Origin of the sequence: Leifsonia sp. Leaf264, assembly GCF_001422325.1 — a bacterium.
GTDB lineage: Bacteria > Actinomycetota > Actinomycetes > Actinomycetales > Microbacteriaceae > Orlajensenia.
This window is the reverse complement of record NZ_LMMR01000001.1, coordinates 627813-640299: the sequence shown is the minus strand read 5'-3', so window position 1 is coordinate 640299 and position 12487 is coordinate 627813. Positions and strand designations below refer to the sequence as shown.

General features: G+C 68.2%; 11 protein-coding genes. 7 read left to right on the top strand and 4 right to left on the bottom strand.

Annotated features, from left to right (window positions below; translation table 11 throughout):
* Positions 1-47 precede the first annotated feature (47 nt).
* Positions 48-1958 carry a translational GTPase TypA gene (gene typA, locus ASF30_RS02950; protein ID WP_055901223.1) on the top strand — a complete coding sequence of 637 codons (1911 nt, stop codon included), beginning with the start codon at positions 48-50 and terminating at the stop codon, positions 1956-1958.
* A gap of 115 nt (positions 1959-2073) precedes the next feature.
* The gene (locus ASF30_RS02945) at positions 2074-2505 is read left to right on the top strand and encodes a hypothetical protein (RefSeq protein ID WP_055901220.1); all 432 of its coding nucleotides are present in this window, start codon (positions 2074-2076) and stop codon (positions 2503-2505) included.
* 16 nt (positions 2506-2521) lie between these two features.
* On the opposite strand, the gene efeB is transcribed toward ASF30_RS02945, so the two are convergent.
* The 3 genes from efeB to efeU form a co-directional block, all read right to left on the bottom strand.
* Positions 2522-3868, bottom strand: coding sequence for an iron uptake transporter deferrochelatase/peroxidase subunit (gene efeB / locus ASF30_RS02940; protein ID WP_082467401.1), 1347 nt, complete (start codon positions 3866-3868; stop codon positions 2522-2524).
* A gap of 92 nt (positions 3869-3960) precedes the next feature.
* Positions 3961-5166 carry an iron uptake system protein EfeO gene (gene efeO, locus ASF30_RS02935; RefSeq protein ID WP_055901217.1) on the bottom strand — a complete coding sequence of 402 codons (1206 nt, stop codon included), beginning with the start codon at positions 5164-5166 and terminating at the stop codon, positions 3961-3963.
* 38 nt (positions 5167-5204) lie between these two features.
* Positions 5205-6089: an iron uptake transporter permease EfeU gene (efeU, locus tag ASF30_RS02930; protein WP_055901214.1), complete on the bottom strand. Its 885-nt coding sequence runs from the start codon at positions 6087-6089 to the stop codon at positions 5205-5207.
* A 178-nt stretch (positions 6090-6267) separates the two neighbouring features.
* Between efeU and ASF30_RS02925 the strand changes: the two genes are divergently transcribed.
* The 5 genes from ASF30_RS02925 to ASF30_RS02905 all read left to right on the top strand — a co-directional run bounded on the left by ASF30_RS02925 (position 6268) and on the right by ASF30_RS02905 (position 10842).
* The gene (locus tag ASF30_RS02925) at positions 6268-7218 is read left to right on the top strand and encodes a hypothetical protein (RefSeq protein WP_055901211.1); all 951 of its coding nucleotides are present in this window, start codon (positions 6268-6270) and stop codon (positions 7216-7218) included.
* Positions 7219-7306: 88 nt separating this feature from the next.
* On the top strand, positions 7307-7627 hold the full coding sequence (gene fdxA / locus ASF30_RS23080) for a ferredoxin (protein WP_055901208.1): 321 nt from the start codon (positions 7307-7309) through the stop codon (positions 7625-7627).
* A gap of 11 nt (positions 7628-7638) precedes the next feature.
* Positions 7639-8745 carry a succinyldiaminopimelate transaminase gene (gene dapC / locus ASF30_RS02915; RefSeq protein WP_327063119.1) on the top strand — a complete coding sequence of 369 codons (1107 nt, stop codon included), beginning with the start codon at positions 7639-7641 and terminating at the stop codon, positions 8743-8745.
* Between the two features lie 131 nt (positions 8746-8876).
* Positions 8877-10205: a citrate synthase gene (locus ASF30_RS02910; protein WP_082467469.1), complete on the top strand. Its 1329-nt coding sequence runs from the start codon at positions 8877-8879 to the stop codon at positions 10203-10205.
* Positions 10206-10215: 10 nt separating this feature from the next.
* A complete protein-coding gene (locus ASF30_RS02905) occupies positions 10216-10842 on the top strand; it encodes a hypothetical protein (RefSeq protein ID WP_055901203.1) in 627 nt (208 codons plus the stop codon).
* Between the two features lie 3 nt (positions 10843-10845).
* Here ASF30_RS02905 and ASF30_RS02900 read toward each other — a convergent pair whose 3' ends face one another.
* Entirely contained in the window at positions 10846-12459 is a 1614-nt protein-coding gene (locus ASF30_RS02900; protein WP_055902437.1) for an MFS transporter, read from the bottom strand.
* Between the last annotated feature and the right edge of the window lie 28 nt (positions 12460-12487).

Sequence of the window (12487 nt, the reverse complement as noted above, 5' to 3'; positions counted from 1 at the left end):
CCGATGATCGCACAGAGCGCGAACCGAAGAAACCAAGGACAAGACTTATGGCAATCGCCCTGCGCTCAGACATCCGGAATGTGGCCATCGTGGCTCACGTCGACCACGGCAAGACGACCCTCGTCGACGCCATGCTCGGACAGACGCACTCCTTCTCCGACCACGCCCACGTCGAAGAGCGTGCCATGGACTCGAACGAGCTCGAGCGTGAGAAGGGCATCACGATCCTCGCCAAGAACACGGCGATCTCGTACAAGGGCGTCCACGCCACCGACGGTGCCATCACCATCAACGTGATCGACACCCCCGGCCACGCCGACTTCGGTGGAGAGGTCGAGCGCGGCCTGTCCATGGTCGACGGCGTCGTCCTCCTCGTCGACGCCTCCGAGGGCCCCCTGCCCCAGACCCGCTTCGTGCTGCGCAAGGCGCTCGAGGCCAAGCTCCCCGTCATCCTCCTGGTCAACAAGACCGACCGGCCCGACGCGCGCATCGACGAGGTCGTCGCCGAGAGCCAGGACCTCCTGCTCGGCCTCGCCTCCGACATGCACGACGACGTCCCCGACCTCGACCTCGACGCGATCCTCGACGTTCCCGTGGTGTACGCCTCGGGCCGCAACGGCGCCGCGAGCCTCAACAAGCCCGAGAACGGCACCCTGCCCGACAACGACGACCTCGAGCCGCTGTTCGGCGCCATCCTGGAGCACATCCCGGCTCCGAAGTACGACGACGAGGCTCCCCTCCAGGCCTGGGTCACCAACCTCGACGCCTCGCCGTTCCTCGGCCGCCTCGCGCTGCTGCGCGTCTTCAACGGCACGCTCAAGAAGGGCGAGACCGTCGCCTGGGTGCGTCACGACGGCCAGGTCAAGAACGTGCGCATCACCGAGCTGCTGAAGACCCGCGCGCTCGACCGCTACCCGGCCGAGAGCGCCGGCCCCGGCGACATCGTCGCCGTCGCCGGCTTCGAGGACATCACCATCGGTGAGACCCTCGCCGACCCCGACGACGTTCGTCCGCTTCCGCAGATCCACGTCGACGACCCCGCGATCTCGATGACCATCGGAACGAACACCTCGCCGCTCGTCGGCAAGGTGAAGGGCCACAAGCTCACCGCGCGCATGGTCAAGGACCGCCTCGACCGCGAGCTGGTCGGAAACGTCTCGCTCAAGATCGTCGACATCGGACGCCCGGATGCCTGGGAGGTCCAGGGTCGTGGAGAGCTCGCTCTCGCCATTCTCGTCGAGCAGATGCGTCGTGAGGGCTATGAGCTCACCGTCGGCAAGCCGCAGGTGGTCACCAAGCGCGTCGACGGCAAGCTGCACGAGCCGTACGAGCACCTCACCATCGACGCTCCCGAGGAGTACCTCGGCGCCATCACTCAGCTGATGGCATCGCGCAAGGGCCGCATGGACAACATGGCCAACCACGGCACCGGCTGGGTGCGCATGGAGTTCATCGTTCCGTCGCGCGGCCTCATCGGCTTCCGCACCGAGTTCCTCACCACCACACGCGGAACCGGCATCGCCAACGCCATCTCGCACGGCTACGACGAGTGGGCCGGTGAGATCGTCACCCGCAACAACGGCTCGATCGTCGCCGACCGCGCCGGCGTCGTCACGCCGTTCGCCATCATCGCCCTCCAGGAGCGCATGAGCTTCTTCGTGAACCCCACCGAAGAGGTCTACGAGGGCATGGTCATCGGCGAGAACTCGCGCGCCGACGACATGGACGTGAACATCACCAAGGAGAAGAAGCTGACCAACATGCGTCAGTCCACCTCCGACACCTTCGAGTCGATGACGCCGTCTCGTCAGCTCTCGCTCGAGGAGTGCCTCGAGTTCGCCCGCGAGGACGAGTGCGTCGAGGTCACGCCGGCCAACGTGCGCATCCGCAAGGTCGAGCTCGACGCGCAGTCGCGTGCCCGCTCCACCTCGCGCCTGAAGAAGCAGAACCAGAACTAGTCGTTCGCGACACCTCGGGTGTCGGCATCCGCTCTCCTGCAGAACGGATGCCGGCACCCTTTGTCGTACCGGATGCCCCGCGTACGCTGGAACGACCCGAACCTCTGGAGACACCATGCCGATCCGCGCCCGTCTGGCTGTTCCCGCGATCGCCGTCGCCCTGCTGCTGACCCCGGCCCTCGCCGGCTGCGGGATCGTCGAATCGGCGGTGGATCAGGCCACAGGAGGCAAGGTGAGCGTCGGCGGGAAGCTGCCGAAGGGGTGGCCTGAGGAGGTTCCCGTCGTCGACGGGAAGATCCTGGTGGGCGCCGGAGGCCAGGGCGAGAACGGAAGCGGCTGGATCGTGACCGTCGATGCGACGGCCGCCGATCCGATCGCGGAGGCCACGGCACAACTCGAGGATGCCGGCTTCGTCACCGACGACACCGCTGCGACCGCGACGACGGAGGACGGCGGCTTCGTCGCGATGACGAACGACGACTACACGGTTCTCGTCGCCGGCACGAAGGACGGCCTGCTCTACACCGTGACGCCGGTCGCGAAGTAGTCGGACCCGGCCCGACTCAGGCGAACAGCGGCGCGCCCACGTAGGAGCCGTCGTGCGCACCGGGCGGGACGGCGAAGATCGCCGAGCCGACGTGCTTGATGTACTCGTTCAGGGCGTCGGACGCGAGACTGCGTTGGATGTCGATGAACTGCTGCGGTGAGCGCTGGTACGACATGAAGAACAGGCCGGCGTCGAGGCGGCCGAGTTCGTCGTTGCCGTCGACGAAGTTGTAGCCGCGGCGCAGGAGGCTGGCGCCGTTGTTGACGTCGGGGTGCGCGAGCCGCACATGAGCGGCATCGTCGATCGCCGGCGTGCCCGCAGCCGTCTGCGCCTCGAAGTCCGGAGCCGTGAACTCGGTGCCGCCCGAGAGCGGTGCTCCCTCGCCCTTGTCGCGCCCGATGACCCGCTGCTGCTCCTCGAGCCTGGTGCGGTCCCAGGTCTCGATGATCATGCGGATCTTGCGGGTGACGAGGTAGCTGCCGCCGGCGAGCCAGGCCGGCGAGTCGCCGGAGCCGACGAACACCTGGTCGTCGACGAGCTTGGTGTCCTCGGCCTTCACGTTCGCCGTGCCGTCCTTGAACCCGAACAGGTTGCGCGGCGTGACCTGGGAGGTCGAGGTCGACGATGTGCGGCCGAAGCCGAGCTGCGACCAGCGGATGGAGGCGCGCCCGAAGGCGATGCGGCTGAGGTTCCGGATGGCGTGGACGGCCACCTGGGGGTCGTCGGCGCACGCCTGGATGCACAGGTCGCCGCCGCCGAGAGCGGGACGGAGCGAGTCACCCGAGAAGCGCGGCAGCGTGGTGAGCAGGTCCGGCCGCTTGGCCGCGATGCCGAAGCGGTCCTCGCCGTCGTCGGTGCTGAACAGCGTCGGGCCGAACCCGAAGGTGATCGTGAGGCCGGCGGCCGGCAGGCCGAGGGCCTCCCCGGTGTCGGCGGGCGGCGCGAGAGGCGAGCCCCCGACAGCTCCGCCATCGGTCACCTCGAGGCCTTGGGTCATGCGGGCCGCGGCGTAGGTCCAGTCCTGCAGCAGCTCGATGAGGTCGGAGCGATCCGCACTGCCCGACATGTCGTAGGAGGCGAAGTGCAGGCGGTCCTGGGCCGGCGTCGTGATGCCGGCCTGGCGGGCGCCGTAGAAGGGGTAGACGGCAGCGCTCTGCGACGATGCCGACGCCGTTGCCGCTCCCACCGCAGCCCCGGCCGCTCCGCCCACGACGAGTCCGGCTGCTCCGGCGCCGACGAGCCCGAACAGGCCACGCCTGGACAGGCCGGATGGCGCTGCAGGGGCGGGCGAAGGCGCTGCCGCGACAGGCTCGGCCGGGATCGGGTTCTCGGGCGCCGAATCGGTGCCGGCGTCAGGATTCATCCCGCTCATCGTACTTCCTGCATCCGTGGAGAAGCTGATGAGCCGACCGGCGGATGCACTCCGCGGGCCGGCTCATCGAGCTGGGGTCTCTGCTACTCGCCGAGCACCAGGGCCGTGAGCTGCGAGAGCGGCTCCGACAGGGCGTTGACCTGGTCGGAGAGCTCCTTGCGCTGCGCGTCGGTCACCGTCGCGTAGTCCACGAAGCCGTCGTCGATGCTGCCGTACTGGGCGAGGAGGGCGTCGAGGGCGTCGAACTCGGTCTGGATGTCGGCGACGAGCCTCTTTCCGTCGTCGCCCTTGCTGAGCGCGATGGCCTCGACGTTGCCGAAGGCCACCTCTGCGCCCTGGACGTTGGCCTGGAAGTCGGTCAGGTCGGTCCCGGACCACCAGTCCTCCTCGCCGCTGATCTTGCCGCTGGCGACCTCGTCGAGCAGGCCGATCGAGCCGTTGCTGATGTCGGCGACGCTCACGGTGAAGTCGTCGGCGTTCACGAGGTCGTGCAGCTGCTGGGTGTCTGCGACGAGCCCGGCGGCGAACGCCGCCCGCTCCTCGGTGGTCGACGGTGCCCAGTCGAGGAAGGCGCTGGTGCCGTCGGAGTTGAGGTCACCCTGTGCCGGCGGCCAGAGGTCCTTCTCGATGCGGTGGAAGCCGGTCCAGTCCAGGCCCTCGGCCACGGCGTCGACCTCGCGGTAGTCGATCTTGGGGTCGAGGTCGCCGAACGCCTCGGCCGTCGGCTCGATGCGCTCGTAGAAGGCGCGGGTCTGGGCGAACAGTCCGCGTGCGGTCTCGTCGTCGCCGGCGGCGTACGCCGTGGTGAGGGCGGCCACGGCCGGGATGAGCTCGCCGACCTGCGAGCGGATGTAGGCGATGTAGTTCGTGACGGCGGCGTCGTTGAGCTCGGCGGCATCGGCGTCGACCGCTGTGGCGTCACCGGTGACGGTGAACTCGGCCAGTCCGATGGGGGAGCCGATGAGCTGGAACTTGCAGGCCGTGTAATAGGTGCCGGGCTCGAGCTGCGCGACGTAGGAGACGGTCTGCCCCGGTGTCACGTTCTCCTTCTCCCCGACGATGCGGAGCTTGTCCTCGGCGAGGATCTCGAACTCGTTCACGTCGGTGCCGCTGTTGCTGAGCTCGAAGGTGACGGCGCCCGACTCCGTGGTGTCGGTGGAGACGTCGCAGGCGTCATCCGCGATGGCGACGGACACTGCAGTGCCACCGGCGTTGTTGGGGACGCACCCGGTGAGGGTGAGGGCGATCAGCCCTGCGCCGACCAGGCCGACGGACAGAGTTCTCTTCATGGATGGGCTCCTGTGATGGACGTGCTGTGGGAAGGGGGTCAGGCCGAACGAGCGACACCGCTGTCGGCGAGGGGGGCGTCGACCGGACGTGCTGCCGTCGGCGCCGTCGCAGCGGGTGCTGTGCGGGTGAAGATCTGGCGCAGGAAGAAGAAGGTCACGACGACGGCGTAGCCGAGCCAGCCGATCACCTGGGCCCAGGTCGGCTCCGGCGTGAAGTTGAAGACGCCGCCGAGCAGCGCGCCGTACCAGCTGGAGGGCGGGATGGCTCCGGCGAGGCTGTAGGCGGGCTGGCCCCAGCCGGGGATGACGCCGGCCTCCTGCAGGTCGCCGATGCCGTAGGCGAGGACTCCGGCGGCCACGAGGATCAGGAACAGACCGGTCCAGGTGAAGAACCGCGAGAGGTTGATGCGGATCAGGCCGCGGTAGATCAGGTAGGAGATCGCGACGGCGGTGAGGATGCCGAGCAGCGCTCCGATGGTGGCGATACCGGCGTTGCCGCTCGCGTTGACAGTCGCCCAGACGAACAGGGCCGTCTCGATGCCCTCGCGGCCGACGCTGAGGAATCCGAGGACGACGATCCCGGATGCTGCACCCACGAGGGCCACGTCGAGCTTGGACTGCAGGTCGTGCTTCAGCCCGCGGGCGTGGTTGCCCATCCAGAAGATCATCCAGGTGACGAGGGCGACGGCGAGGATCGACAGCGTGCCGCCGAGGATCTCCTGCGCCTGGAAGCTCAGCCCGTACGGGCCCCAGGTGAGGATTGCGCCGACACCGAGGGAGAGCGCCACCGCGATCCCGATGCCGATCCAGAGTCGCGGGAGCACGTCGCGCCGCCCGAGCTTCTGCAGGTAGGCCACGAGGATGCCGACGATGAGGCCGGCTTCGAGGCCCTCACGCAGGCCGATGAGAAAGTTTGCGAGCACGCTGATTCCGATGGAGCGATGGGGGAGGGCTGGAAGTGATGGTAAGGCTAACCTAACCGGCTACGACTCTAACCCGCCCTCTCGGCGCTGTCCAGCCCGCAGGGTCTCGGCGGCCGACGCCGCCTAGAATCCAAGCAGTGGCGCGAGCGCGCCGATCGGGTCACGGGACGGAGAAGGCATGGCGAATCGAGCGGATCGCGCCGTGTTCGTCTTCCCCGACGCCCGCTCCGCCGTCGCCGTCGCCGGAGGCACCATGGCCCGAGTCGTCGAGGAGGGTGGTACGAGCACGCTCATCACGGCTCTCCCGCTGTCGCCGGGCGAACACGACGCCCTCGCACGTCTCACCGGGGGCGATCACGTCGTCGCGGCCGGGCCTGGCGACGTGGTCGACGTTGCGGAGAACCGCGCTGCGACGGTGCTGATCGCTCCCGGTGTCGCCTCGCCGGCGGCCGCTGCCGTCGCCGTGGCCGCCGGCGAGGCCGCCCACCGCCTCGGCGTGCCGCTGTTCCGGGTGACCGATGGCGCCGAGCCCTCGCGCCGCATCGACATCGGACTCCAGCGCGACGCCAAGCTCGACGCCCTCGTCGTCCTCGGTGGAGCGACCGGAGCCACGGCCGACGCCGCCGGCGCCGCGACGGAGAGCTTCCAGCTGGTCGACGACGCAATTGACGGCGGGTCAGCGGATGCCTCGACGACAGCGGCGACGGCCTCGCGGGCCGCATCCGTCGCCGAACCGACGACAGTCGGCAACAGGATCTGGTCCGTGGTGCTCGCCTTCGTCATCGGTGTCGTCGTGGGAGCCGTCGGAACGGTCGCGCACACCACGACAGTCGCGATCGCCGGGGTCGACGTCCCGATCGGGCTGATCCTGGCCATCATCGCCGTGGTGTCGCTGCTCGTCGGCCTCCGGCTCGTGATGCACGACAGGCTCATCGTCGGCGCCTGCGCCGTCGGTCTCGTCGGCATCGTGGCACTGTTCACCCTCCCGAGCTTCGGCGGGTCCGTGCTCATCCCGGAGGGGATCCTCAGCGTCATCTGGACCCTGACACCGGCTTTCACGGCGGCGCTCGTTCTCGCCTGGCCGTCGCTGCCACCGCGGGCGCAGCATGCTCATCGCGCAGCGGGTTGAGTCCGCTCCATCGTTCGGCCGACTGCGCTCACACCGCCGGAGGTTGCGTAGACTTGCCGTTACGGCTCGTTGAAGGGATTCCTGCACTGTGACCTATGTGATCGCTCTTCCCTGCGTGGACGTCAAGGACCGCGCCTGCATCGACGAATGTCCGGTCGACTGCATCTACGAGGGCGAACGTTCGCTGTACATCCATCCCGACGAGTGCGTGGACTGCGGCGCCTGCGAGCCGGTCTGCCCCGTCGAGGCCATCTACTACGAGGACGACCTCCCCGAGCAGTGGGCCGACTACTACAAGGCAAACGTCGAGTTCTTCGACGACATCGGGTCGCCCGGTGGAGCGGCCAAGATCGGCGTGATCCCGAAGGACCACCCCGTCATCCTCGCGCTGCCGCCCCAGGCCCACTAGCCGGCGTCCGCGTGCTGAAGCCGCTGCCTGACTACCCCTGGGAGTCCATGGCGCCGTTCGCCGAACGTGCCCGCCGTCATCCCGGCGGGATCGTGGATCTCTCGATCGGTTCACCCGTCGACCCGACTCCCGTCGTCATCCGAGACGCACTCGCTTCCGCGACGGATGCTCACGCCTACCCGCTCACGGTCGGCACGCCGGCGCTGCGTCGAGGCATCATCGACTGGTACGAGCGCCGCCGCGGGGTCACCGGGATGTCCGAGCGCAACGTGCTGCCGACGATCGGCTCCAAGGAGCTCGTGGCGCTGCTGCCCTTCATGCTGGGAGTCGGGGAGGGTGACATCGTCGTGCATCCCCGGGCCGCCTATCCGACCTACGCCATCGGCGCGGCTCTCGCGGGAGCGGAGTCCCTCGCCTCCGACGATCCTGCCGAGTGGCCCGAGGGTACGAAGCTCATCTGGCTGAACTCGCCGGGCAACCCCGACGGACGGGTGCTCACCATCGAGCAGCTGCAGGCAGCCGTCGCCCGCGCACGCGAGCTCGGGGCCGTGATCGTGAGCGACGAGTGCTACGCCGAGCTCGGCTGGGACGCCCCGTGGAACGAGGAGCGCATCCCGAGCATCCTCGACCCGCGGGTGATCGGACAGAACCGGCGCGGGACCCTCGCCATCTATTCGCTCAGCAAGCAGTCCAACATGGCCGGTTACCGTGCGGCCTTCGTGGCCGGATGCGGCGACATCGTCGCCCAGCTCACCACTGTGCGCAAGCACGCCGGCCTCATGCTTCCCGCACCCCTGCAGGAGGCGATGGTCGCTGCCCTCGGCGATGACGAGCACGTCGACCGGCAGCGCGAGCTCTATCGGGCACGCCGTGCCGTGCTCCTGCCGGCAGTGCAGGCCGCAGGGTTCCGCGTCGACGACAGCGAGGCCGGGCTCTACCTGTGGGCGACGGAGGGTCGCGACGCCTGGGAGAGCATCGACAGACTGGCCGAGCTCGGCATCCTGGCCGGCCCCGGCCACTTCTACGGTGACATCTTCCCGGAGCACGTTCGCTTCTCGCTCACGGCGACCGACGAGCGCATAGCGGCGGCGGCTGAGCGGCTCTCGTCGGTTCGCTGAGCCGTCGTCCTGTCGGTTCCGTCAACGGATGCTGCCGGGTCTTGGCCGATGCGACAGTATGCCGCCGTGCCGATTAGGCTGTATGCGGGGTTCTCACGGTTGCTTCACAGAGCATTGCCGTGTTCCCCGCCATGATCTTCAAGCGCTCAGGAGGCGATGTGGGCAACGAGGCACTGGACGGCCAGTCACAGAAGGCTGTACTCAGCTACCCCGGCGGTCAGGCCGAATTCCCGATCCTGCCCAGTGCAGACGGGGCATCGAGCATCGACTTCTCGACGCTGACGAAGCAGACGGGCCTGACGAGCCTCGACTACGGGTTCGTGAACACCGCCGCCACCAAGTCGGCGATCACGTACATCGACGGCGACGCCGGCATCCTCCGATACCGCGGCTACCCGATCGAGCAGGTCGCGAAGAACGCCACCTTCCTCGAGACGGCCTGGCTGCTCATCTACGGCGAGCTGCCGACCCCGAGCGAGCTCAGCGACTTCGACAACCGCATCCGTCGCCACACCCTCCTGCACGAGGACCTCAAGAAGTTCTTCGGCGCCCTGCCGCACGACGCGCACCCCATGTCGGTGCTGTCGAGCGGCGTCTCGGCCCTGTCGACGTACTACCAGGACTCGCTGAACCCGAAGAACCCCGAGCACGTCGAGCTGGCCACCGTGCGCCTGCTGGCCAAGCTTCCCGTGATGGCGGCGTACGCCCACAAGAAGTCGATCGGCCAGGCCTTCCTCTACCCCGACAACTCGCTGAGCTTCGTCGACAACTTCCTCAAGCTCAACTTCGGCAACCTCGCCGAGACCTACGAGGTCAACCCCGTGGTCTCGCAGGCCCTCGAGCGCCTGCTCATCCTGCACGAGGACCACGAGCAGAACGCGTCGACGTCGACCGTGCGTCTCGTCGGCTCGACCGAGGCCAACCTGTTCGCGTCGGTGTCCGCCGGCATCAACGCCCTCTTCGGGCCGCTGCACGGTGGCGCCAACGAGGCCGTGCTCACCATGCTCGCGGAGATCCGCGACTCCGGCGAGGGCGTCGCCCGGTACGTGGAGCGGGTGAAGAACAAGGAGGCCGGTGTGCGCCTCATGGGCTTCGGCCACCGTGTCTACAAGAACTACGACCCGCGCGCCAAGCTCGTCAAGGAGAGTGCGGATGCCGTGCTCGAGGCGCTCGGAGTGCAGGACCCCCTGCTCGACATCGCCAAGGAGCTCGAGCAGATCGCCCTCGAGGACGACTACTTCAAGGAGCGCAGGCTCTACCCCAACGTCGACTTCTACACCGGAGTCATCTACAAGGCCATGGGCTTCCCGACCCGGATGTTCACCGTGCTGTTCGCGATCGGCCGCCTGCCCGGGTGGATCGGCCACTGGCGCGAGATGAACGAGGATCCGCAGACCAAGATCGGTCGCCCGCAGCAGCTCTACACGGGCTCCGTCGAGCGCGACTGGCCCGTTCGATAGGCGAGACACCATGCCCCAGCTGATCACCGAGGACGACCTCCAGAAGCTCGACGAGAGCTACGAGGAGATCGTCGACCTGCCCGACGACCTGGCCGAGACCGGCGACGAGGTTCCGCTCACGCCCGATGAGCACCGCGAGATGGCCGACGTCATCGAGGCCTGGGCCACCGACACGGCGGCCTACACCCTCGGTGGCGAGCTGACCGCCCCGCTCCTGCTGCTCATCGCGGCCGAGCACAGGCACGCTGCTGGTGACCTCGAGCACGCCCACAGTCTGGCCGGCCGGGCGCGCGACCACGCCGACGCCGAGCCGTTCGAGGCGCATCCGACGTTCATCGAGTTCGCCCTCGTCGCCGGCGACCTCGAGACGGCCGGCGCCCTCGCCGCCGAAGTGCTCGACGCCCGCCCCGTCGATCTCGCGTTCTACACGATGATCGGCGAGTCCTACGAGGACAACGGCGACGAGACCACCGCAGAGCGCTGGTACACCCTCGGCCTCGAGATGATGGCCGAGACCGAGAACACCGACGATCCCGAGTACCTCGGCCTGCTCATCAGTCGGTCGATGCTGCGCCGCGACCTGGGCCTGCCCCTCGACGACTTCGACCAGCAGCTGGAGCGCTTCACCGAGGACTGAGCCTCATCCGGCTCGTACCGCCTTCGGGGTGCGCACCGGTGCCGCCGACGGGATCCCGCGCGAGAACAGCAGCGAGAAGAACGCGATGAGGATGAGGCCGAAGAAGGCCACTCGCAGGGACGACACCTGGGCGTCGCCGTAGATCCGCGTCAGGTTCGCGGCATCCGTGCTCGACAGCCCCGCGTCGGTGGCGATGGTGTCGACGGTCGACGACGGGATGATCTCGACCCCGCCCTCCGTCTGCTCCGCGATCACGCTCTTCGCCTCGGCGGGCAGGGTGCTGGCTGCGACTCCCGCGGCGAACGACGTCGACAGGGCTCCGATGAGCACCGAGCCGATGAGCGCTGTGCCGAGCGATGATCCGAGGTTCTGGAACACGCCCTGGAGTCCGCCGACCTCACTGGTCTGTTCGGGCGGCACGCTGGACATGTTGACGTTCCCGAGCTGGGAGGCGAGCAGTCCGAGGGCCGATCCGGCCGTGAACATGCCGATGCCGAACGCGAGGCCGCGGAGGTCTTCGTCGACGGATCCGAGCAGAACGACCGAACTCACTACCAGGATCACCTGCCCCCAGCGCACGATGCGCCGTGGCGACCAGCGACGGGACAGCACCGTGCCGACGAAGGAGAACACGATGAGGGAGACGGAGAGCGGGAAGATCTTGAGGCCGGTCTCGACGGCGTTGAGGCCGAGCGTCATCTGCAGGTAGACGGGCACCATGAAGAACAGGCCGGCCGTGATCGCGTACTGCGCACCGAGCACTGACAGGCCACTGCGCAGCTGCGTGATGCCGAACATCGAGACCTGCAGGAGCGGTGGCCGGCCGGTGTCGACCAGACGGCGTTGGCGTACGACGAACATCCAGATCAGGAAGCCGCCGATGAGCATCAGCCAGGCCGACGGTGAGATGCCGAACGGGGCGATCTCCACCCCGTTGATCTGCGGGGGAGCGAGGGGGATCACCCAGCCCCAGACCTTGGTCTGCAGCATGCCGAAGACGAGCAGGATCAGTCCCGAGGCCGACAGCACGACGCTCAGCACGTCGATGCGCACGGCACGGGGAGGCGTCGCATCCGTGATGAACCGGGCGCAGAGCACGACTCCGGCCATGATCACGACCTCGGCCACGAAGACGTAGCGCCAGTCGAAGTACGTCGTGACGAACCCGCCGATGAGCGGACCTGCGGCGACGGCGGCTCCGGAGGTCGCTCCGATGATCGCGTAGGCCGTGATCCTTGCCCGGCCGGTGTAGTTGTCGGCGATGAGGGCGGCGATGGCCGGGATGACGAGCACGGCTCCCAGTCCCTCGATGACCGACCAGCCGAGGAACAGGACGCCGATGTTCGGGGCGAGTGCCGTCAGCCCCGAGCCGACGGCGTAGATGCAGGAGCCGATCACGAAGGCCCGTCGACGGCCCCAGACGTCGCCCAGCTTCGCGCCGAGGAGCATGGCCGAGGCCATCGTGAGGGTGTAGAAGGTGATCGCGGCCTGCATGGCCGAGACCGTGGTGTCGAGGTCCGCGACGACGGTGGAGATCGACACGTTCATCACGGTGCCGTCGAGGACCATGACGAACTGCGCCGCCGCGAGGATGATGACGACAGTCCATGACTTCATGTACAGCACCTGACCTTCTGAGCGCGTG

Bases quoted from the DNA above. Each gene is read 5' to 3' on its own strand.
- efeB (WP_082467401.1), bottom strand. From the start codon at position 3,868: ATGAATCCTGACGCCGGCACCGATTCGGCGCCCGAGAACCCGATCCCG.
- ASF30_RS02925 (WP_055901211.1), top strand. From the start codon at position 6,268: ATGGCGAATCGAGCGGATCGCGCCGTGTTCGTCTTCCCCGACGCCCGC.
- ASF30_RS02905 (WP_055901203.1), top strand. From the start codon at position 10,216: ATGCCCCAGCTGATCACCGAGGACGACCTCCAGAAGCTCGACGAGAGC.
- ASF30_RS02945 (WP_055901220.1), top strand. From the start codon at position 2,074: ATGCCGATCCGCGCCCGTCTGGCTGTTCCCGCGATCGCCGTCGCCCTG.
- ASF30_RS02900 (WP_055902437.1), bottom strand. From the start codon at position 12,459: ATGAAGTCATGGACTGTCGTCATCATCCTCGCGGCGGCGCAGTTCGTC.
- efeO (WP_055901217.1), bottom strand. From the start codon at position 5,166: ATGAAGAGAACTCTGTCCGTCGGCCTGGTCGGCGCAGGGCTGATCGCC.
- ASF30_RS02910 (WP_082467469.1), top strand. From the start codon at position 8,877: ATGATCTTCAAGCGCTCAGGAGGCGATGTGGGCAACGAGGCACTGGAC.
- typA (WP_055901223.1), top strand. From the start codon at position 48: ATGGCAATCGCCCTGCGCTCAGACATCCGGAATGTGGCCATCGTGGCT.